Annotated in this window: 25 protein-coding genes and 1 other RNA gene; 9 read left to right on the plus strand and 17 right to left on the minus strand. The window is 42.3% G+C overall.

Annotated features, from left to right (window positions below; genetic code table 11):
- The first annotated feature begins 10 nt into the window (after positions 1–10).
- Both AC1F2U_RS04685 and AC1F2U_RS04690 read left to right on the plus strand, forming a co-directional pair.
- Positions 11–574, plus strand: a complete 564-nt coding sequence (locus AC1F2U_RS04685) for a hypothetical protein (protein WP_480260055.1) — start codon at positions 11–13, stop codon at positions 572–574.
- 52 nt (positions 575–626) lie between these two features.
- Entirely contained in the window at positions 627–1,004 is a 378-nt protein-coding gene (locus tag AC1F2U_RS04690) for a C6orf136 family protein (protein WP_334840698.1), read from the plus strand.
- A 349-nt stretch (positions 1,005–1,353) separates the two neighbouring features.
- On the opposite strand, the gene AC1F2U_RS04695 is transcribed toward AC1F2U_RS04690, so the two are convergent.
- The 3 genes from AC1F2U_RS04695 to ssrA form a co-directional block, all read right to left on the minus strand.
- A complete protein-coding gene (locus AC1F2U_RS04695; protein WP_480260179.1) occupies positions 1,354–1,785 on the minus strand; it encodes an IS630 family transposase in 432 nt (143 codons plus the stop codon).
- On the minus strand, positions 1,725–1,853 hold the full coding sequence (locus AC1F2U_RS04700; protein WP_480260056.1) for a transposase DNA-binding-containing protein: 129 nt from the start codon (positions 1,851–1,853) through the stop codon (positions 1,725–1,727). Before AC1F2U_RS04700 ends, AC1F2U_RS04695 begins: the two co-directional genes overlap by 61 nt.
- Positions 1,854–2,174: 321 nt before the next feature.
- Positions 2,175–2,565, minus strand: a transfer-messenger RNA (tmRNA) gene (gene ssrA, locus AC1F2U_RS04705).
- Between the two features lie 347 nt (positions 2,566–2,912).
- Between ssrA and AC1F2U_RS04710 the strand changes: the two genes are divergently transcribed.
- Positions 2,913–3,521: a hypothetical protein gene (locus AC1F2U_RS04710; RefSeq protein WP_480260057.1), complete on the plus strand. Its 609-nt coding sequence runs from the start codon at positions 2,913–2,915 to the stop codon at positions 3,519–3,521.
- Positions 3,522–3,573: 52 nt separating this feature from the next.
- Positions 3,574–4,359, plus strand: coding sequence for a hypothetical protein (locus AC1F2U_RS04715; protein WP_480260058.1), 786 nt, complete (start codon positions 3,574–3,576; stop codon positions 4,357–4,359).
- Positions 4,360–4,498: 139 nt separating this feature from the next.
- Here AC1F2U_RS04715 and AC1F2U_RS04720 read toward each other — a convergent pair whose 3' ends face one another.
- The 9 genes from AC1F2U_RS04720 to petL form a co-directional block, all read right to left on the minus strand.
- A complete protein-coding gene (locus AC1F2U_RS04720; protein ID WP_480260059.1) occupies positions 4,499–5,446 on the minus strand; it encodes a F0F1 ATP synthase subunit gamma in 948 nt (315 codons plus the stop codon).
- 96 nt (positions 5,447–5,542) lie between these two features.
- A complete protein-coding gene (gene atpA, locus AC1F2U_RS04725) occupies positions 5,543–7,057 on the minus strand; it encodes a F0F1 ATP synthase subunit alpha (RefSeq protein WP_480260060.1) in 1,515 nt (504 codons plus the stop codon).
- A gap of 184 nt (positions 7,058–7,241) precedes the next feature.
- Positions 7,242–7,796 (minus strand): ATP synthase F1 subunit delta, encoded by a 555-nt coding sequence (atpH, locus tag AC1F2U_RS04730; RefSeq protein ID WP_480260061.1) that lies wholly within the window; start codon positions 7,794–7,796, stop codon positions 7,242–7,244.
- Positions 7,793–8,365 carry a F0F1 ATP synthase subunit B gene (locus AC1F2U_RS04735; RefSeq protein WP_480260062.1) on the minus strand — a complete coding sequence of 191 codons (573 nt, stop codon included), beginning with the start codon at positions 8,363–8,365 and terminating at the stop codon, positions 7,793–7,795. The genes atpH and AC1F2U_RS04735 overlap by 4 nt, the downstream gene beginning before the upstream one ends.
- A 167-nt stretch (positions 8,366–8,532) precedes the next feature.
- Complete coding sequence (locus tag AC1F2U_RS04740; protein WP_480260063.1) at positions 8,533–8,964, minus strand: F0F1 ATP synthase subunit B'; 432 nt, start codon at positions 8,962–8,964, stop codon at positions 8,533–8,535.
- Between the two features lie 181 nt (positions 8,965–9,145).
- Positions 9,146–9,391: an ATP synthase F0 subunit C gene (gene atpE, locus AC1F2U_RS04745; protein WP_012411162.1), complete on the minus strand. Its 246-nt coding sequence runs from the start codon at positions 9,389–9,391 to the stop codon at positions 9,146–9,148.
- A gap of 153 nt (positions 9,392–9,544) precedes the next feature.
- The gene (gene atpB, locus AC1F2U_RS04750; protein ID WP_229493374.1) at positions 9,545–10,306 is read right to left on the minus strand and encodes a F0F1 ATP synthase subunit A; all 762 of its coding nucleotides are present in this window, start codon (positions 10,304–10,306) and stop codon (positions 9,545–9,547) included.
- 60 nt (positions 10,307–10,366) lie between these two features.
- On the minus strand, positions 10,367–10,807 hold the full coding sequence (locus AC1F2U_RS04755) for an ATP synthase subunit I (protein WP_480260064.1): 441 nt from the start codon (positions 10,805–10,807) through the stop codon (positions 10,367–10,369).
- A gap of 267 nt (positions 10,808–11,074) precedes the next feature.
- Positions 11,075–11,170 (minus strand): cytochrome b6-f complex subunit PetL, encoded by a 96-nt coding sequence (petL, locus tag AC1F2U_RS04760; RefSeq protein ID WP_084227316.1) that lies wholly within the window; start codon positions 11,168–11,170, stop codon positions 11,075–11,077.
- Positions 11,171–11,352: 182 nt separating this feature from the next.
- On the opposite strand from petL, the gene aroB reads away from it, so the two are divergent.
- From aroB to AC1F2U_RS04775, 3 genes are all read left to right on the plus strand, one after another.
- Entirely contained in the window at positions 11,353–12,444 is a 1,092-nt protein-coding gene (gene aroB, locus AC1F2U_RS04765) for a 3-dehydroquinate synthase (RefSeq protein ID WP_480260065.1), read from the plus strand.
- Between the two features lie 73 nt (positions 12,445–12,517).
- Positions 12,518–13,096: a Uma2 family endonuclease gene (locus AC1F2U_RS04770; protein ID WP_480260066.1), complete on the plus strand. Its 579-nt coding sequence runs from the start codon at positions 12,518–12,520 to the stop codon at positions 13,094–13,096.
- Between the two features lie 221 nt (positions 13,097–13,317).
- Positions 13,318–13,638, plus strand: a complete 321-nt coding sequence (locus tag AC1F2U_RS04775) for a hypothetical protein (protein WP_480260067.1) — start codon at positions 13,318–13,320, stop codon at positions 13,636–13,638.
- Between the two features lie 157 nt (positions 13,639–13,795).
- Here the strand turns inward: AC1F2U_RS04775 and AC1F2U_RS04780 are convergent, their stop codons facing one another.
- Positions 13,796–14,011: a hypothetical protein gene (locus AC1F2U_RS04780; RefSeq protein WP_099101757.1), complete on the minus strand. Its 216-nt coding sequence runs from the start codon at positions 14,009–14,011 to the stop codon at positions 13,796–13,798.
- 478 nt (positions 14,012–14,489) lie between these two features.
- Between AC1F2U_RS04780 and AC1F2U_RS04785 the strand changes: the two genes are divergently transcribed.
- Together AC1F2U_RS04785 and trxA are read left to right on the plus strand one after the other, a co-directional pair.
- Positions 14,490–14,801 carry a hypothetical protein gene (locus AC1F2U_RS04785; protein WP_480260180.1) on the plus strand — a complete coding sequence of 104 codons (312 nt, stop codon included), beginning with the start codon at positions 14,490–14,492 and terminating at the stop codon, positions 14,799–14,801.
- Positions 14,802–15,038: 237 nt separating this feature from the next.
- Positions 15,039–15,377, plus strand: a complete 339-nt coding sequence (trxA, locus tag AC1F2U_RS04790) for a thioredoxin (RefSeq protein ID WP_480260068.1) — start codon at positions 15,039–15,041, stop codon at positions 15,375–15,377.
- Between the two features lie 60 nt (positions 15,378–15,437).
- Here the strand turns inward: trxA and AC1F2U_RS04795 are convergent, their stop codons facing one another.
- From AC1F2U_RS04795 to AC1F2U_RS04810, 4 genes are all read right to left on the minus strand, one after another.
- Entirely contained in the window at positions 15,438–15,971 is a 534-nt protein-coding gene (locus AC1F2U_RS04795) for a dihydrofolate reductase family protein (protein ID WP_480260069.1), read from the minus strand.
- A gap of 187 nt (positions 15,972–16,158) precedes the next feature.
- Entirely contained in the window at positions 16,159–16,413 is a 255-nt protein-coding gene (locus AC1F2U_RS04800; RefSeq protein ID WP_322715105.1) for a TIGR03643 family protein, read from the minus strand.
- Positions 16,414–16,459: 46 nt separating this feature from the next.
- Positions 16,460–18,259 (minus strand): ABC transporter ATP-binding protein, encoded by a 1,800-nt coding sequence (locus tag AC1F2U_RS04805; RefSeq protein WP_334839340.1) that lies wholly within the window; start codon positions 18,257–18,259, stop codon positions 16,460–16,462.
- Positions 18,260–18,338: 79 nt separating this feature from the next.
- Positions 18,339–20,117, minus strand: coding sequence for an ABC transporter ATP-binding protein (locus tag AC1F2U_RS04810; protein ID WP_334898548.1), 1,779 nt, complete (start codon positions 20,115–20,117; stop codon positions 18,339–18,341).
- Between the last annotated feature and the right edge of the window lie 148 nt (positions 20,118–20,265).

Below are 20,265 nucleotides of genomic sequence, written 5' to 3' on the forward strand. Positions count from 1 at the left end.
ATAAGAAGTTATGACACCTGAAGAAATTGCGGGTACGCTTACAGAATTATTTGACACATCGGCTGTTGCTACCACTGCTCCTGGATCGTGGCAAGTAGACACTCCTACTTTTCGGCTGTTGGTGCTGCTTTCCGAAGATAATACTTGGCTGCGAGTTTTACTGCCTATTCTGCCCATCCAAGAAGCCCAACCATTTTTAGAACAGTTCTTAGAAGCCAACTTCGATGACACTCAAGAAGTACGTTACGCTTTATATGAAAGAGTAATTTGGGGGGTATTTCAACATCACAGTGAAACTTTAGTGAGTGCAGATTTATCCAATGCAATCAACCGACTTTTATCTCTCCATCAGGCTAGATTAGATAATGTCTTTAATCAACTAGTTGAAAGCCGCATCCGGCAAATTATTCAGGCAGCAAAACAGCAAGGACAATCTCTGCAAGCTACCATGCAAAGCTTAGAACGCTTTTACGCCGAAGGAATGATGGGCGAAATAAATCAAACTTCACAAGGGCGAGAAGAAGTCTTAATTGCTTGGCGGCGTCAGTTAGAACGTTTATGGAATGAGGGTTAATTTCAGTTTTTCAGTTCTCATATTCAACCAATTTACAGATTATTTATCTATCATGGATCTCGTTGAAATCCTCAAAGAAGACTATCAAAGATTCCCAGTCAATCAAACTTACAGCATTTATGCCCCAGAGGTTTATTTTCAAGACCCGATGAATAAATTCCGTGGTGTTAAACGTTACAAAGCAATGATTAATTTTATCGAAACTTGGTTTTTAAATCCCAAGATGGACTTACATAATATTCAACGTTTAGGAGACACAATAAAAACTGAGTGGACACTCAGTTGGAATACTCCTCTCCCCTGGAAGCCACGGATCTCTATTCCTGGTTGGAGTGAATTAGGTCTTAACTCTGATGGTTTAATTATTTCCCATATTGATTATTGGAACTGTTCGCGCTTAGATGTGGTGAAGCAGCATTTTTTCTCTTGAAAAAGTGGATGATTAAAATAATATAATTACCGTCAAAATCGTCATGGTTTGTAGTGAGGACTTTAGTCCTCTCTGACGAGATGCTACGCAAACAAAATCAGGACTGAAGTATTGCTATTATACTAGATGTAACAACGAAAGCCATCAATTATTATGACGGCTGCCAAAAATCCTAAAATATCTGCTGAATTAACTATACATACTACAGAATTTATATAAGATATTTTCCCTATTTAGAAAGGGTTAATCACTACCCAATTTCAGGATAAAATCCCCATGTTCAGCAGACTGCAAACCTGCTTGTAAAACCTTCAACACACCCTGCATATTATAGTAAGCGCCATAACAGTTAGGACGCTAGATGTAAGATATACTCCATTGCATCCCGTAGACACTCATATTGGTCAAGTTGCTTGCGAATGCGGCTTTTGAGCCAAGACCAGCATCGCTCAATCTTGTTGAGATCCGGTGAAACAGGTTGTAAGTACAGAAGTTTACAACCTGCTTGCTGAATCAATTGCTCAATACGACCGCCTTTATGGAACGTAGCATTATCGATGACTACCACCTGTCCTGGTTCCAGCAAAGGGATTAAGCAGGTTTCTAACCAAATCTCAAATACAATTCGGTTGAAAGAACCTTCAACTGTGAAAGGAGCCATCAGTTGTTGATTACACAAGGCCGCAATCATATTTACTCGACCTTGCCGCCGTCCTGACTTCAGTGCATGAAACCGTTGTCCTTTCTCATTCCAGCCAAGTCTTCTACAATTCTTATCAATTGTTTTTTCCGTCGGGAGTCTCCCAACTGTGCGTGTTGTAATTCCTCTTGCGCCCACTTGGACATCATCCACCCCTTTTGTAATTAACGATCGCCTGTGCTAATAATCTCCTCCTATCCATTTTTTCTTCCCCCTGTCAACCCCCAAAACTACCCTTGTCGTCACTATTCTTACCCTACCTGTCTTACAGCAATGTTGTTAAGAAAGATCCGGGTAATGGATAGCCTACAAGGGAAGGGGCTGGGGGTGGGGTGCAATGATTGTGGAAATCATAACTAATGACTCGGACTTGATATTAACTGTGCATTATAGAAAATTCTGATGGGAGTTTTGCATAAAACAAAGTCCACTTACACATCAAAGTGTTAAGTGGACTTGTTAACTATTTTTAGTGGATCCGAGCAGAGTCGAACTGCTGTCCAAATTGGGTATTAACCCCCCGCTCATTCACAGGTTTAGCCTTTCTAATCCTCAAGGCGGGAATCGTTCATTATCCCGAACGTAGGATGCTCTGATTTAATCTTAGCTAGCAAGCCAACCAGAGAACGCTTACTAGAGCATCCGTTGGGGGTTGGTCTTCAGTCCTTAACGGAGTCAAACCGAAGACGCTCGAACCTATAAGAGGTGTTTTAGGCTGCTACTAGAGCATCCTTACGAGCAAAGCTAACGATGTTATTCGCATTTACTTTTTGTTTGAGCCTTTGATTTCCGAGAGGAGACTCACTCTCGACCTGAATCACAGAGCAGCGTTCGCCAACCTGTCGAAACCGTGACGGACCCATGCGCTTCATACTTCGATTATAATACGCAATTCTGGAAATGTGTTAATAGACAAAAATTTTTGCTTTATGCAAGTGATGCTGAGAAACACATGGTATCTTTATAGGAATTTGGCTGTGGAGCGTCAGTGTATTTTACATATAGAGTGATGTCTTGTAAACGTTATCTATATGTATGAGTGTTACAGAAGTATCTCTATGAGTAAGATGTGGAAATCCATACATATTGTATGTATTGTGTGAAACATAATGTAGTATAGCTATTAATATACATATCTCTGCTTGATAGCTAAAATTGGCAAAGCACTATTTAAGAGTTTGTAAAAAACTATTTTTAAGGAGGTTGAGATGGCTAACAAGTTCAAAATTAAACTGAAATTAACAGGTTTTGAATTGGAAATTGAAGGTAGCCGTGAGGATGTACCCTTTATGGCTCAAGCGGTGGGACAGCAAGTGTCTGGTTTATTGATCCCAGCATCTAATATTGTTGAAGGTGAAATTATTGAAAATAAAGATTTACCTCAACTGGCATCTGAGGCTAAACCCAAAAATCGTAAAAAACGCTCTAGTAGACAGTATTCCCAAACATCTACGAATTCAACGTTGAATGGAAAGGGTAAAGCATCAGCAGTAGATTGGAAGCATGATCCATCAAAATGGGGACATCCTCAACAAGATTGGTCTACAACTGATAAGTCTATGTGGCTTCTTTATGTAGTTCAGACAGAAGCAGAAGTTTTGGAGTTAACAGGGAGTGAAATTTCTACAACCTTCAATAAACACTTTCGACAATCAGGGCAAATTTCGACTGGCCAAATTAATCGCGACCTTGGGAGAGCAAAAGGCAAGAAGCCTGCTTTAGTTTCTGAAAATACCACTAAAAGCCCTTCAGCTTGGTTCTTGACAACTGAAGGAGAAAAATGTGTTCAACAATTAATAGCTCAAGCACGCGGTTAAATACAAAACGATTGAGCATTGTAAGATTATCGAGAACTGGACAATTTAGTCTATGGGGTTAGCTGAAATAAATTTTATCGTTCACCAAATCTCTCCTCCAATTGACAATCTACTAGCCAACCAGCTAGTAGATGAGTTCGTTTCGATGGAACGTCGTTACATTCAACGTGATTGGGAACCTGCTGAGTTAGATGGAGGTCAATTCTGCGAAATCCTGGCAAGGATTTTGTATCACTTTGATTCAGGAAACCTCAACCAGGCTAAGTCCTTAGATGATTGCCTGAAATACATTGAAAACGAGCATGTTACTCACACAATGAAACCTAGACATGATGCGTTACATCTAGCGCGTGTTCTACGCACAGTCTACAAATTCAGAAGTCAACGAGGTGCTGTACATATAAGTCCTGATTACACACCAAATCACATGGACTCAAAATTTGTGACTGAATCAATACGTTGGTGTATGAATGAAGTTCTTCGTATCTTCTGGCAAGGCGATAAAGAAAAAGTAGCAAAGACAATACGTGAATTGCTTCAGTTCGACGTTCCTAGTATTGGTCAATTCGAGGACATTTTGCTTGTACAGAGAACAGATTTAACTTCCGAAGAAGAAATTCTTGTTCTTCTACACTATGCTGGAGAAATTGGTTTCAGTCGTTATAAACTTGGTTGTTATGCTCAGTGTTCTGCTCCGTCTGTAACGAAAGCACTTAAAAAATTATCGTCTCCACAATTTCGGCAAATTATACTATTATCGAACGCTCAGTATAGACTAACTGATCTTGGGTCTAAACGTTTAAGGGAAGAATTAGTCGATAAACTGTTGCTTCAATAACTATATTGAGAGGATCTGTATGCCATCAATGTCATCTAATTAAAAGTCCCAAATACTAAAATAGCCAATTGCTAATCTTAAAATAATTAGCAATTGGCTATATATTACAACGCACTACAAATAAATAATTAGCTATACCCTAAGTTAGTGCTTCAGCACCACCTACAACCTCAAGGAGTTCTTGGGTAATTGCAGCTTGTCGAGCTTTGTTGTAAGACAGCGTGAGGGTGTTAATTAGTTCACCCGCATTTTCACTGGCATTACTCATGGCTGTCATCCGCGCTGCTAGTTCACTAGCCGCAGATTCTTGCAGCGCCCGCAATAGCTGGTTACTCAGATACAGGGGCAATAGAGAATCGAGGATCTGTACTGGATCTTGCTCGAAAATCATGTCAGGAGCCAACGCACGGGCTTGGCTAGCCACTTTCTCCCGTTCGACTTCAAATTTACCACCACGGGTTGTTAAGCGGAAGATTTCATCATCGCCTGCTTCTAGACCTTGTGGATCGAGGGGCAGTAAGGTTTGGATCACAGGACGGGAGCTAACCAAGGAAAGGAATCTGGTATAGATTAATTCGATGCGGTCAACTTCTTCCGAAAGGAACAAGGAAAGTAGTTGATCGGCAATCTGATTGGCTTCTGCTGCGGTGGGAATTTGCTCTAGTCCACTGTAGGTGGCATCAATTGGTTGATTGCGGCGTTGAAAGTATTGCGTAGCTTTTCGTCCGACGAGTACAAATTGATAGTCTAAACCTTCTGCCTGGATTTCTTTGGCGCGGTTTTCTGCACGACGGATAACGTTATTATTGTAGCCGCCGCATAGACCGCGATCGCCTGAAATAACCAACAACCCGACTGATTTAACTTGGCGTTTTCTCAGCAGTGGTAGGTTTGCTTCTTCAAAGCGCAGACGGCTTTGCAAACCATACAATACTTGTGCCAAGCGATCGGCAAAGGGGCGAGTTGCTAGCACTTGTTCCTGCGCCCGACGCACTCTAGCCGCAGCTACGAGACGCATGGCTTCTGTGATTTTTTTGGTGTTTTTGACCGACTGAATGCGATCGCGTATTGCTTTTAGATTGGCCATATTCTTGAGTTAGGAGTTAGGAGCTAGGAGTTAGGAGTTAAGAGCTAGGAGTATTTCATTAACTTTTAACTCTTAACTCTTCACTCCTCACTTTAATTACGCTGCTGCTTTGAAGGTCTTCTTGTATTCGGTAAGTGCTTCTTTCAAGGCAGCTTCTTCTGCATCACCTAGTGCTTTGGAGGCTTTTACTCCTTCGGCATACTTACCAGTCTTTAAGGACTCCCGCAGACCTTGGGTAAAGGTTGTGACTTTATCTACAGGAACGTCATCCAAGTAACCGTTAATACCAGCGTAAAGAATTGCCACTTGCTCGTATACTGAGAGTGGCGAATTTTGTGGCTGCTTGAGAAGTTCGCGCAACCGTTGACCCCGTGCCAACTGGTCTTGAGTGGCTTTATCTAAGTCAGAAGCAAATTGAGCGAAGGCTTGCAAGTCGTCAAATTGGGCTAGTTCCAATTTAATCTTACCGGCAACTTTTTTCATTGCCTTGGTTTGCGCCGCAGAACCCACGCGGGATACAGAAATACCGGGGTTCACAGCCGGACGGATACCAGCGTTGAACAAGTCAGAAGATAGGAATATCTGACCATCGGTAATAGAAATTACGTTGGTGGGGATGTATGCTGAAACGTCACCAGCTTGGGTTTCGATGATTGGTAGGGCGGTCATACTGCCTTTACCTAATTCGTCACTCAGCTTTGCTGCTCTTTCTAGCAAGCGGGAGTGAATGTAGAATACATCTCCAGGGTAAGCTTCGCGTCCGGGTGGACGACGCAGCAACAGGGACATTTGGCGATAAGCTTGGGCTTGCTTGGAGAGATCGTCATAAATTACCAGGGTAGCTTTGCCTTTGTACATAAAGTACTCAGCAATAGTTGCGCCTGTGTAAGGAGCTAGGTATTGTAGTGTTGCTGGTTCACTCGCACTAGCTGCAACGACGATGGTGTAATCCATTGCGCCTTTTTCTTGCAATGTCTGCACCACGTTAGCTACGGTGGAAGCCTTTTGACCGATCGCAACGTATACACAAATTACATCTTCTTCTTTTTGGTTGATGATTGTGTCGATCGCGATCGCAGTTTTACCTGTTTGACGGTCGCCAATAATCAATTCCCGTTGACCACGACCGATGGGAATCATTGAGTCAATAGCTGTGATACCCGTTTGCATGGGTTCGTGTACTGACCGACGAGCAATGATACCTGGTGCTGGAGATTCAATCAAACGGCTGTCTGAGGATTTGATGTCTCCCTTGCCATCGATGGGGCGACCCAAAGCATCTACAACTCGTCCAATTAAGGCTTCTCCTACTGGAATCTGAGCAATTCTACCAGTAGCGGTTACAGAGCTACCTTCTTGAATTTCTAGCCCTTCACCCATAAGCACCGCGCCCACGTTGTCTTCTTCTAAGTTCTGGGCGATGCCAATTGTGCCATCTTCAAATTCTAAGAGTTCCCCAGCCATAGCCTTTTCCAGACCATAAATCCGGGCAATACCGTCACCTACTTGTAGGACGGTACCAACGTTAGCAACTTTGACCTCTTGATCGTATTGCTCGATTTGTTGTTGGATAATGCTGCTAATTTCGTCAGGTCTAATTGATATGCTCATGTGTCTATCTTGTTTGCTTTCGAGACGGGAAAATTAATTTAGTTAGGAGTTAAGAGTTAGGAGTGATGAGTTAAAAATGCAAAAATTACAAGTTAAAAGTCAAAATAAATTACTATTTACTTAACTCCTAACTTTTAACTCTTGTACAGACGCGATTAATCGCGTCTCTCTAACTCCTAACTTTCTAGCTATTAGTTAAGCGCAATGAAAGGCGACGCAATTGACCCCGGATACTGGCATCAATTACCTGCGAACCTACTTTAATGATTACACCACCAATTAACTCGCTGTCTACCTTGGTTTCTAGTTCTACCTGGCGAGCATTACTGATGGCAATGACCTTTTGGATAATTGCCTGCTGTTGAGCTTCTGTGAGGGGAACGGCTGAAATTACTTCCGCTAATACGGTTTGATTCAGCTGCCGCAACAGCGCCAGATATTGTTGAAAAATAGGTTCCAAGAATGCAATGCGGCGTTTGTCTACTAGTATCAACAAAAAGTTGCGTAAGTAGGGGTTAGAGCCTTCACCGAGTATTTGTTTGATGAGAGCTTTTTTGTTCTCAGCCTGAATAAACGGGTTGCTGAAGAAGTTGTGTAGCTGTTTGTCTGCTCTGAGCAGTCCCAGGAAAGTACGCGCATCTTCCCCGAACTCTTCTGTCAAATTTTTCGATTGCGCTATTGACAAAAGTGCCTGTGCGTAAGGTTGGGCTACTTCGGCTGCCGCTACCTGACTTGTCATACATTGCCTCCCAGTTGTGCGATGCTACGGTCAATTAAACTTTGTTGAGCATCGTCGGCAATCCCGCCTTTGAGTTGCGATTCAACTTTTTGCAATGCTAGTGTAGCAACTCGTTGCCGTAGTTGAGCGATCGCTCGCTCTGTTTCGCTGTTTAAATCTGCTGCTGCTGTTTGTTTCAAGCGTTCTACGTCTTGCGCTGCCTTCGCTAACAAGGCTTCTTTCGTCTTTTGGGCGTTTTCTACAGCCGATTGGCGGATGCGTTCTGCCTCTGCTTGAGATTGCTTCAACTGCTCTTGCGCTTGGGAAAGGGCTGTTTTTGCCTCTTTTAAGCGCCCTTCTGCTTCCTGAATTGCGGTGGCAATATTGGATTGTCGCTCGTTCAGGATATTGCTTAAAACTTTACGTCCGAAGTAGAATAGTATGCCAACCAGAATCGCTAGATTGATCAGATTGGTTTCAAAAATGTCTAGGTTTAGACCGAAACCACCTTCTGCTGCGCCTTCTGCCAATTCAGAGTGAACAGCGTTCGCTTCTGCGGCAAGTAATAAGAATGTCCCCATGATACCCATTTACAAGTGCGCTGCTCGCTTGCTAATACGTTGTATTTTCCGAAGGAAAGGAAATTTAAGTATCTTTTCCCCAGAAGGGAAAAAGTGCCTTGTTTTGACACTTAATTAAGCGCTCTGGACTAGGAACCAGTTGCGCGTATGCTTTACACAGAACCAATCTCGTTAGCTTATCTAACTGGAGTTGGCCCCAATAGTTTTTCTAGAATCTGCCTACTTAGTGCATCAACTTGTTGCTCTAAGGTGCTAAAAGCTTGTTGTTTTTGTTGCTCTATTTCAACAGAAGCTTGTTCTCGTTGAGACTGAGCTTCCTTTTGGGCTTCAGCAATTTTTTCAGCAGTAATTTTCTTAGCTTCAAGTTGAGCGGCTTCTACAGTAGCTTGCGATTGTCTGCGAGCGTCTGCGAGTTGTTGCTCATATTCGGTAGCCAAGCGCTCGGCTTTAGCCAAGCTCTCTTTCGCCTCAAGGGTATTCGTTCGGATATAATTATCGCGATCGTCTAGTACCTTGGTCAGTGGCTTATAGAAAATTGCATTCAACAAAGCTGCCAATAGCAGGAATTGCAATGCCATGAAGGGCAAGGTAGCATCGAAATCAAACATTTGTCTCCTCTTTGGCTGGAGTAGCAGTTTTCATGGCTAGCAACATCATCCAACCTTTCATTTTTTAGAGACCCATAGCCAACAAGGGTCAACTGAACATTATAACTATTGAAATACCCGAAACGTTTTGATTGTAGAGGCGTGATGGTTCACGTCTCCACACTCGCAAAAATTTCAGGTATTAGCCGAAAGGATTAGCAAACAGCAATACCAGGGCAATTACTAGACCATAGATAGTCAAGGATTCCATGAATGCCAAGGTTAATAGCAGAGTACCGCGAATTTTTCCTTCTGCTTCAGGTTGACGAGCAATACCTTCTACTGCTTGTCCAGCAGCGTTTCCTTGACCAATACCGGGGCCAATTGCAGCTAAACCAATCGCTAAAGCAGCAGCGAGAACTGAAGCAGCCTGAACTAATGGATCCATGTTGATTTTCCTTGCTTTGATTACAAAACTAACAGACATTACGTTAACGATTAGAAACGTGGTTTTCACGCTGCACATGAGTTCTTTGATCGATCGCGCTTTGCGATGTTTTGAGCGAATATGCTCTTGGAACTGTGCTATCAACTGAGAAGTTTAATGCTCCTCATGTTCATCTCCGCCATGTCCCTCCATTGCCTCATGAATGTATGCTCCGGCTAGGGTGGCGAAAACCAGAGCTTGAATGGCGCTGGTAAATAAACCCAAGGCCATTACAGGCAGAGGTACAAATAGAGGAACTAGCAGCACCAACACCGCGACTACCAATTCATCCGCCAAAATATTACCAAATAGCCGGAAGCTTAGGGAGAGGGGCTTGGTGAAATCTTCAAGAATTGCGATCGGCAACAAAACAGGTGTTGGCTCTATATATTTCTTAAAGTAGCCTAAACCCCGTTTGCTAAAACCTGCGTAAAAGTACGCTAAAGAGGTCAGCAATGCCAATGCAACAGTCGTATTGATGTCATTGGTGGGAGCTGCCAATTCGCCCGAAGGTAGCTTGATGAGCTTCCAGGGAATTAGTGCGCCTGACCAGTTCGATACGAAAATAAACAAGAACAATGTGCCAATAAATGGCACCCAAGGGCGGTACTCTTTCTCACCAAGTTGGTTTTTTGCCAGATCGCGAATAAATTCTAGGGCATATTCCATCAAATTCTGGATGCCCTTGGGAATTCTTTGTGCGTTTCGAGTAGCTGCGATTGAAGCCACTACTAAAATACTAATCACAAACCATGAGGTGAGAAAAACTTGCCCATGAATTTTAAGATTGCCCAACTGCCAGTAGAAATGATGACCTACTTCTAATGCGGCGAGGGGAAAAGAATTAAAGGCGTTTAAGACACTAAGCATTTGCATTCTTCAAGCATTTTCCCCAACGAGCGAGGATGGGATTACTATCTTTGTGAGCCTGACTTTTTAAGAATCAGAAATGAACGCAATTTGCACCATATAGACGAGGAGCGTGGCTTTGTAAGTTAGAAACCCCAAAAAAATGGGCAGAATCTGTAGCTCACGCCATTGAGTTGCTACGATCATGACTCCAATAAATAGAGCAAAACGAGTTTTGCTCAAACTGGTTTTCTCACTACCAAGCTGCTCAACATCTCTAGCCAACATTTTTAAGTAAACCACACCTGTACACGCCCCAATTAAATAATTTAGGGCAATGCTTAAGGAATAAAAAATCCACACAGAGATAAAAATAACCCCCGTCAAGACAAGCGTGATTACCAACAATCGCTGGAAGAGTTCATGGAACTCTTGCATGGAGTTACCTGATTCTGTCTCTCCAGAACCAGTTTTAGCATCTTGTTGCGTTGTCGGAGTGGGCGCAATTGATTCGTCAGACAAGCTCACGGGACTTGAAACCAGTACAGTTAAATATGATGACTGCACATTCAGTCAGCTGAATCATATCACGATGCGGTAACAATACTTTAGGAAAAAACAATTAACTTCTTGTCAACATCAGAGAGTAAGTACCGACAGACTAAAGCCTACAGCACTTTTACTAAGTCCGCTGACGTAGACTTAGTGAAAAAGTAAAGGTTTTATAGGATATTGATAAATCGAGGACAGGTAAGATACCTGCCCCACAAGAGTCTTGGGTTGAATATACCTCGATTAAATTATTTTGGCAGTCCGCAGACCGAACAGCAAACCTACAGATAAGCCAAAGAATAAACCCAAGAAGACGACATAAGATACAATTGCAAACATTTATTGCTCTCCAGAATACTTCCTAAATCTATTGAATCATTAGTTGTTGGGTATTGGGCATAGGGTAAAACAGTTCCGTTAGCGGAAGCGGGGCGTTTAGCCTGTGCTGAGTGAGATTCCCTACTCCCGATTTCCTAGATTGCGGTACAATACAGCCCACGAGCGCTTGTTGGGGTTGGGCAATGACTTCTGTAATTAATGTAAATTTACCAGAGCAGTCTTATGAGATTGCGATCGCACCTTCGAGTTTAGATCAACTGGGTCAACAGATGGCCAGTCTCAAGCTGGGCAAGAAGGTAATGCTAGTTTCTAATCCGACGATTTTTAAGCATTTTGGCGAAAGAGCAATCACATCTCTAAAATCTGCTGGTTTTGAAGTTGCTAGCTGCACTCTACCACCTGGTGAACGCTACAAAACCCTCAATTCCATCCAAAAACTCTACGATGTAGCCTTGGAAAACCGCCTAGAACGTTCTTCTACGATGGTGGCTTTGGGCGGAGGTGTAATTGGCGATATGACAGGCTTTGCAGCCGCAACTTGGCTACGTGGTATTAATGTTATCCAAGTACCTACCTCTTTGTTGGCGATGGTAGATTCGGCAATTGGTGGCAAAACTGGCGTGAATCATCCCCACGGTAAAAACTTAATTGGGGCATTCCATCAACCGCGTTTGGTTTTGATTGACCCAGATGTGTTAAAAACTTTACCTATGCGTGAGTTTCGGGCAGGAATGGCAGAAGTTATTAAGTACGGTGTGATTTGGGATGCCGAATTGTTTGCCCAGTTAGAAGCAAGTAAACGCCTCGACCAACTCCGCTATGTAAAACCTGACTTAATAACATCTATATTAACGCGCTCATGTCAAGCAAAAGCTGATGTTGTTGGCAAAGATGAGAAAGAAGGCGGATTACGCGCAATTCTCAACTATGGACACACCATCGGTCATACAGTGGAAAGCTTGACTGGTTATCGTCTAGTAAATCATGGTGAAGCGGTGGCTATTGGTATGGTAGCAGCCGGTCAAATTGCTATGGATTTAGGATTGTGGCAAAAGGAAGACACAGAACGTCAAAATGCTTTAATTCAAAAAGCGGGTTTACCGACTCAGTTACCAGATGGGGTAGATATTGAAGCAATTATTGAGGCGTTGCAATTAGATAAGAAAGTCCGAGCCGGGAAAGTTCGGTTTGTTTTACCAACAGAGATTGGTGTAGTAACAATTACCGATGAAGTGCCATCAGATATTATTCGGCAAGTGTTGCGGGGAATGTGAACAATTTGAAGAAGAATTCAGGAGTCAGAATAAAAGTTAGTTGCTCTGTCCTTCAATTACGAATTAATGAGCCATGATACTCCAAGCCAAAAATCAATTAACTTTGCAAGAGTTCTTGAATCTTCCACCAGGCGAGGGAGATATCACCTACGAACTTGTTGATGGTCAAGCAATTCCTAAGATGTCACCAAAATTTTTTCACGCGAAACTTACCCGCGTTCTTCTCAATTTGATTGAAAAATCGTGTGAGGGGAAAGGAGAAGTTTGCCCGGAATGGGCTGTTGCATTAACGCGTCGGGGACGAGATTGGATGCCAATTCCAGATATTTTATACATTTCTTATGAGCGTTTACCCGCTAACTGGGATGAAAACGAAGCTTGTCCTGTTCCTCCTGATTTGGTGATTGAGATTATTTCACCAGGGCAAACCTTTGGACAAATGGCGGCTAAAGCCAAAGACTATTTGGATGCTAACGTGCTGCGGGTGTGGGTATTAGATAGTAAAGCCAGAAGCATTACTGTTTTTTATCCAGATGCAGCACCACAAACTTATATGGGAGAAGAACTACTCACAGATTCTTTGTTTGAAGGACTGCAATTTACTGTTGAGCAGGTGTTTCAAAAGGCGAAAATACCATTAGCGACTGAATAGTACAATTCTCTTGCTTTCAACATCCATCAAAATTTCAAGTAGCGGAAGGGTTGTCTAACTTTAACCAGTTCCTGTATTTTCGCTGTACTGTACTAATACTTTAGCTGATTAATTCATCCATTTGTAGGAGGTAATTAGCAAGGGAATAAGTGTACTTTATTTATAATCAGACCAACACTAATATGGTTGGAAACTGTCTTCACGCAACCGATCTATCAACTATGTTAAACCTAATATTTACCGGATGTATAAAAATAAAACCTTTGGTGCTTTCAACAGCTTTTTTACTGGCTGTACAGACTTCTGCCAATGCTGAACTAGCTATTCCTAGTTTGACTCCAAGACAAGCTCAACATTTATCCCGTGACTTGGTTCCATATAATTCTCAAGAATTTTTTAGACAAGGAAAAAATTCAATTGAGAGAGAAATTCAAATTCTTAATCAAAGACAACAGCGTCCAATTAAACCTATTCTTAAGATTGATTCAGTACCGCAAAGCAAAAAACCCCATACTCAACAAAAACCCCAATTTCTTATCTAAGTAAGAATCATCACTCTTCTATGGCTCCTGCTTGTGCTGTTAATTCTTGAACTGTAGCACATAAGCTATATACCCAGGCATCACAATCATTATGCTTTGATTTTGGGCAACCGAGGTTTTGTATTTTTAATAAATTATGTTGCAAAATTTTACAATCTTATTCGTCTAGCAAACTCATCAACGCTTGAATTTCAACGTCTTGCTCTTGCGGCTCTGATAATTGAGACTGTAGCTTTAATAATTGACTTTGTAATTCTTCTGCTACATGAAGCATCTCAGACTCTTGGGCAATTTTTAGCTGATTTTCTTTAATTTTGATTTGTTTAAGCAAGTCATTTTCAACATGAATTGAGTTGTAATGTTGAGCAATCATAGCTTTACATTTATTATCAATCTATGGAGTGCAATTAAATTTTCCACTTATGTATTATTCCACACTTTTGTCATTTTTTAAATATCTGGTGATTTAATCTCGATCGTTCATAGTTTTTAGCCTGTTCTCTTCTCAAAATTTTGGGAAGATTGACTTCAGGTACTTCCAGTTAAAAAATATCTCATCTTAGGGATGCCCAGATGTGCGCCCCTAATACAAATGTACAAATAATTTGGGATAATTTATTTTTGGTAAGTTCCTAATATAGAGGTTTCTATACAAGATACTCATGAGGGCGTGTAGCTAGCCGTGCTAATTTAACTCTGTACCATATCTATAATTTTGTAGGCTTTTACAACAATGGGAATCATGAGATAAAATTGGTTGACTTAGGGAAAATTTTTAGATAACACACATTAACTTGTCTGTTAATTTTGTAAGTTTTGTAGATATGTTAAATATTATTGTTGTGAACAGTATGGACTCAAAGTTTATCAAGAAAAAGATTTATATCTTTGTAAAAATTATATCTACACTGCTTATAACAAGCGCAATTGGATTGGAATCGTGCAATATTTATGCAGTAATAAGTAACATTCACGTACCAAGCAGCCTTAATCCAATTTTTTGGATTGAGCGTTTTGCCATGATCAGCCATTTTATTGAGAGCATTATAGCAGCTTTTTATGCACCTTCCAGACAAAAGATGCCAATAAAATATGCGACTTATACTTTTTTTGTCGGCACAATTGGGTTGTTAGAACTGTTTGGCCAGCAGGATGACTATTGACGCTTCTACGCCTTGAAGGTATGGGTTTTTGAATTAGGTTGGTTGGTAGGGTGTGTTATGCGATCGCACCCTACGTACAAAAATTTTAAGTAGTTAAATATACTCTGTCAGCAAAAATCATCTGCGGGAGTTTTCCAATGAATGTAGGTAACTAATGAATCTGACACTCAGAAGGGAGTATAGTTTGTATAGTTAGCTTTTTGCTGAAATTTTAGTTTGACACTAAGGAATTAAAAAATGTCTACTGATACTGACATAGTTACTTACGTTGAAGAAAGTGAATTTGATGTTGTTTTAAATGGAAGTGAAGAGAAAGTTGTTGTTGTTGATTTTACTGCTACTTGGTGTGGTCCCTGTCGCCTAGTCAGTCCGTTAATGGAGCAACTTGCCGAAGAATATAAAGGTCGCGCTAAAGTTGTTAAGGTAGATGTTGACAGGAATAAGCCCATTTTCAAAAAATTCGGTCTTCGCAGTATTCCAGCAGTTTTAATTTTCAAAGATGGTATTTTAGCAGAAACCATTGTAGGAGTTTCTCCTTACGAAGACTTTAGCAACGCTGTTCAGAAGCTTCTTTAGATAATTCGTAATTCGTAATTCGTAATTCGTAGATAGCATCATTAAGGATTACGAATTATTTTAACCATTTACTTTTCGCCTATAATGTGCTTGAAGTAAACCACTTGGATATTGTTGTGAGTTAATCAGCTCCAATTTTTCTTCATGGTTAGATGGTGGGAAAAGATATATACCGCTACCTAAGATAGTTGGAATAGTTGAAATGATATATTCGTCAATCAAGCTGTTCTGAAGAAACGAATTGATTAATTTTCCGCCACCAACTAGCCAAATATTTTTAAAACCTTGAGCCTCTATATTAGCTAACGCCTGTTTTACTGGGTCAGAAACAAACACAACGTCCTCACGATCGGATTGGAGATGACGTTGGGTGAATACGAAGGATTTTTTTTCTGGGTAAGGCCATCGATCAAAACCCAGCCCTACTTCATACGTCTTGCTACCTAAGACGATCGCATCAATTGATTCGTAAAAATCAGTGTAACCGTAGTCTTCACCTTCTGCATCAAGGATTGATAGCCACTCAATTCCGCCATCGCTGCGAGCAATGTAGCCATCCAAACTAGCTGCAATGTAGAGTGTAACTTTCGTCATTGTGTTTGTAAATTTGGTAGTTTTCACTCAACGAGTGCAAGCAAACGCAGGCTTATTCTTTCTACAGCATTTTAGCCTTTGTTGGTTTATATCACAAAAGAGCTATGTCTACGATGGGTGGTTCCTGAGCGCAGCCGTTGGCGCAGCCTCTCGTAGAGAAGGGCTACGCCTACGTTTACCCAATTATTTACGTTTTTTGATTATGCGATTTAAACCGACCTGCAATAAATTCTCGCTGAGATAAATGCTTTGTATTGCGTTTGGTAACTCGCTCTCGCCACATCTTGAAACTAGATTCCTTCATTTCGCGCCTCATTAGGGCGATTACCTCTTTTTCCAGTAGCCCAAACTGAGCCTCAATGGCATCAAAAGATGTTCTATCTTCCCATGCCATTTCAATGATGCGATCGATGGTTTGTGAATCGAGGTTAGGTAGCTTCATTTTTTTTGCTGGCAATTAGTAAATTTGAGCTATGTATCTATATATTTTACTTTTCGTTTTGAAGAACCATTGTGTCTGCTGCACCCAGTTGGAGAGCATAAAGGTTGGCATAAACACCCCGCTGATTGACGAGTTCGGCGTGAGTACCCTGTTCTACAATTTCTCCCTGCTGAATTACTAAAACCCGATCTGCTTGAGTAACTGTACTGAGACGATGGGCAATTACGAAACTAGTACGACCTTGGAGTAATCGGGCGATCGCACTTTGCACTAGCGCTTCTGTGCGGGTATCGATGCTACTGGTGGCTTCATCCAGAATCAGAATTCGGGGATTAATTAATATCGCACGAGCAATACTGATTAGTTGTCGCTGTCCTTGACTCAAAGGCGCTCCCCGTTCGCCTAATTGAGTTGTATAGCCCTGTGGTAGTGAGGTAATGAACTCATGCACATTTGCTAGTTGTGCAGCCGCTTCGATATCAGCTTGGGTGGTGTAAGGAGCGCCAAAAGCAATGTTTTCGGCGACGGTGCCGCTAAACAAAATATTGTCTTGCAGGACGATGCCTATTTGACGGCGCAGACTTGCTTGAGTCACGCTACGCACATCAATATCATCAATTTTCACTGCACCGCCAGATACATCATAGAAGCGCAAAATCAAGTTAATAATTGTACTTTTTCCCGAACCGGTCGGCCCTACTAACGCAACCATCTGCCCTGGATAGGCGTGCAAATTCACTCCTTTGAGAACTAGTCGATCTGGGTTATAGCCAAACTTCACATTCTCGAATGTCACTTCACCTTGAATAGGCGGCATTTCTGTGGCATCGGGTGCATCTTTGAGTTCTGATGGTTCATCTAATAATAGAAAGATTCGCTCTAATCCGGCGAAGGCAGATTGAGCTTGGGTGTAAAACTGGCTGAGAATTTGGATCGGGCGGAAGAATTGCTGGACGTAAAGTAAAAAGGATGTCACCACACCCACTGTTGCAGCTCCTGTTACGGCCAGATAGCCGCCGTATGCCAGCACACCTGCGGTTGCTAGTGTGTTGAGAAAATCGATGGAGGGCAAAAAGGCTGAAGTAATTGCCACAGCTTCAACGTTGGCATCTCTATTGGCGGCGTTAAGAACATCGAATTCTGCGATATTCATCTGTACGCGATTAAATGCCTGCGCTTCTCGCACGCTGCCAATATCTTCTTCTAACTTGGCGGAAAGTTCCCCAATGGTTTGTCGCGTAACGCGAAATCTGACTCTTGCCCAACGTGCAAATAAGCTTGTGGTAAAAATCATCAGTGGTACAACTAGATTGCTCAACAAACCAAGTTGCAGGTTGATTGAGAGCATCGCAATCACGATGCCAATTAAACTGAAAGTGTTGCCCAGCATTTGAGCGACCGTCAGTCCAAATGCTTGATTCACAGTATTGACATCATTCAGTAAGCGACTCATTAAATCGCCTGCTTCGCTGCGATCGAAAAAGCTGAGTGGTAAACTTTGGATTTTAATGAAAATGTCTTGCCTTAATTGAGCCAGCAATCGCTGCATAATCCAGCCGACTCGAATAATTTGACCTCGAATTGCTAAGACACCAAGTCCATAGTTCAGCCCTAGTAGCCCTAACAACATCAGCAGTCCTTGCAAATTCCCTTGTGCAATCAGACGATCGATTGACCAGCCGAGAAAGAATGGCCCAACTGCCTGAGTTATGGCACCAATTAATACTAATGTCAGGGCGATGGGAATTTCTTTGCGATAGAGTAGCACGTATTGCAAAAAGCGCCGCAGGGTGGAAGGTTGCTGACTCGTTTGCTCAGATGCAACAACGGGAATAGTGCCTCTCATAAAAATTTGGGATTTTAGATTTGGGATTAAAAGTCTTTATTACAAGGCTGTGAGCAAAATTAATTATGCTAATTGGAGATCATTTTTTCTCTTTTGGTTTTACCTGAGATTCCAAAATCACACCGTAGAGGGGGCTGGTTTGCATCAATTCCTCGTGAGTCCCTTGTGCTACCAATCGTCCTTTATCCATGAGAAAAATGCGATCGGCATTTTGGACGGTGCTAATGCGTTGAGCTACTACAAAGGTTGTACAAGCTTTCTGGCGCATTAAGCCATCTAGTTCGGCTTGAATTTGGGCAGCAGTTTTGGCATCCACAGCCGAGGTACTATCGTCCAAAATCAGAATGCTGTAATCGGTTAGTAAAGTACGAGCGATCGCAATTCGTTGTTTTTGTCCACCAGATAAGCCCACGCCTCGTTCACCCACAATCGTCTCGTAACCATCGGGCAGACTGATAATAAAATCGTGCATTTGGGCAGTTTTTGCAACCTCAATCACCTGCTCTAAGGTGGCATCGGGTTTGGCGTAGGCAATATTTTCGCGGATTGTGCCAGAGAAGAGGGTGGTTTCTTGAAATACAATCCCAATACGCGATCTGAGGCTTTTGAGTGTGAAACTTGTGACATCTCGTCCGTCAATCCGAACTGCCCCATTTGTGGCATCGTAAAAGCGGGGAATCAGGTTCATAATTGTGCTTTTTCCCGAACCAGTCATGCCGAGAACGGCGATTAGCTCGTTGGGCTTGGTTTCAAAGGAAACTTCTTTGAGAGTTTCGGTTGTCGCTCCTGGATAGCGAAAGGAAACATTTTCAAAGGTAATTCTACCTCCACAGGTGTCAAAGGGGACAGCACCGGGGCGATCGCGAATTTCTACTTCTGCATCTACAACTTCATAGACACGTTCGGCGGAAGCCGCAGCTTGAGAGATGGCGGGTGCGGCAAATCCAATTAACAAAATCGGTTGGAGAATCAACGCTAGGTAGGAGTTAAACGCCACCAGTTCGCCAATGGAAAATCTGCGCCCAATCACCTGCGCTCCCCCATAGGCGAAAACTGCCAGTGTTACCAAATTACTCACCAAAAAAATGAATGGGAAGGTATTGTGGATGGCGCTAATGGTCTTCATGTTTGCCCTGACTAGACCATCATTTAGAGTCGTGTAACGCGACCTTTCGGTTGACTCCCGCACAAACGCTTTCACCACCCGTATTCCTAGCAAATTCTCTTGCAATACAGCATTGAGGTCGCTTAGTTGCTCTTGTACTTGCCGAAAAAGTTTGTTATTGCGAGTAACGAATTGTGCCATCAACCATGCGGCTATGGGCACTGCCGTTAGCGTAATCAATGCTAGTTGCCAGTTCATCACTAGCAAAACTACCGAAATACTCACCAATGTCACAAGTGAACCGACGACTTGAATTAAGCTAGTGCCAACAAAGGTACGAATCTGCTCAATATCGCTGGTGACACGGGTTAATAGTTGGGAAGTCTGCGCCTGGTCATGAAAGCTGAAACTGAGATTTTGAATTTTGCTGAAAATTTTGTTTCGCAGGTCATAAGCAACACCCTGAGACGCTGCTTCTGCTAGATAGCTTTGTCCAAAATTAAATACACCACGAGCGATCGCTGCGACTACCATCCAGGCGGCGCTATATAGCACAACTTGGAGGTTTTTTTGCATGATGCCTCGATCAATTCCCCACCGAAATAGTTGTGGGGTTACAGCGTTAGCGATCGTCAACAGCAACAGGCTGACCAATGCTCCAAGCGAAGTCCATCGGTAAGTACTTAAACTCTTAAGCACACGCTGGGTTGACTTGATCGACGAAGTTTCCTGGAGTTCTGGTTGCTGAACCACTGCAATTCATCCCTGTATCATTGGAAAATTATCTCGTATTTTGATTGTAAAAAACCAATTTATTCTTTGAGAGTGGGGAATGTGATATAGAAAACAGCCCTGTTCTTTGTGATGAAGATTCCAGGTTTTGGGACAGTGGCATGGGAGA

It is taken from the genome of Nostoc sp. LEGE 12454, assembly GCF_056620565.1.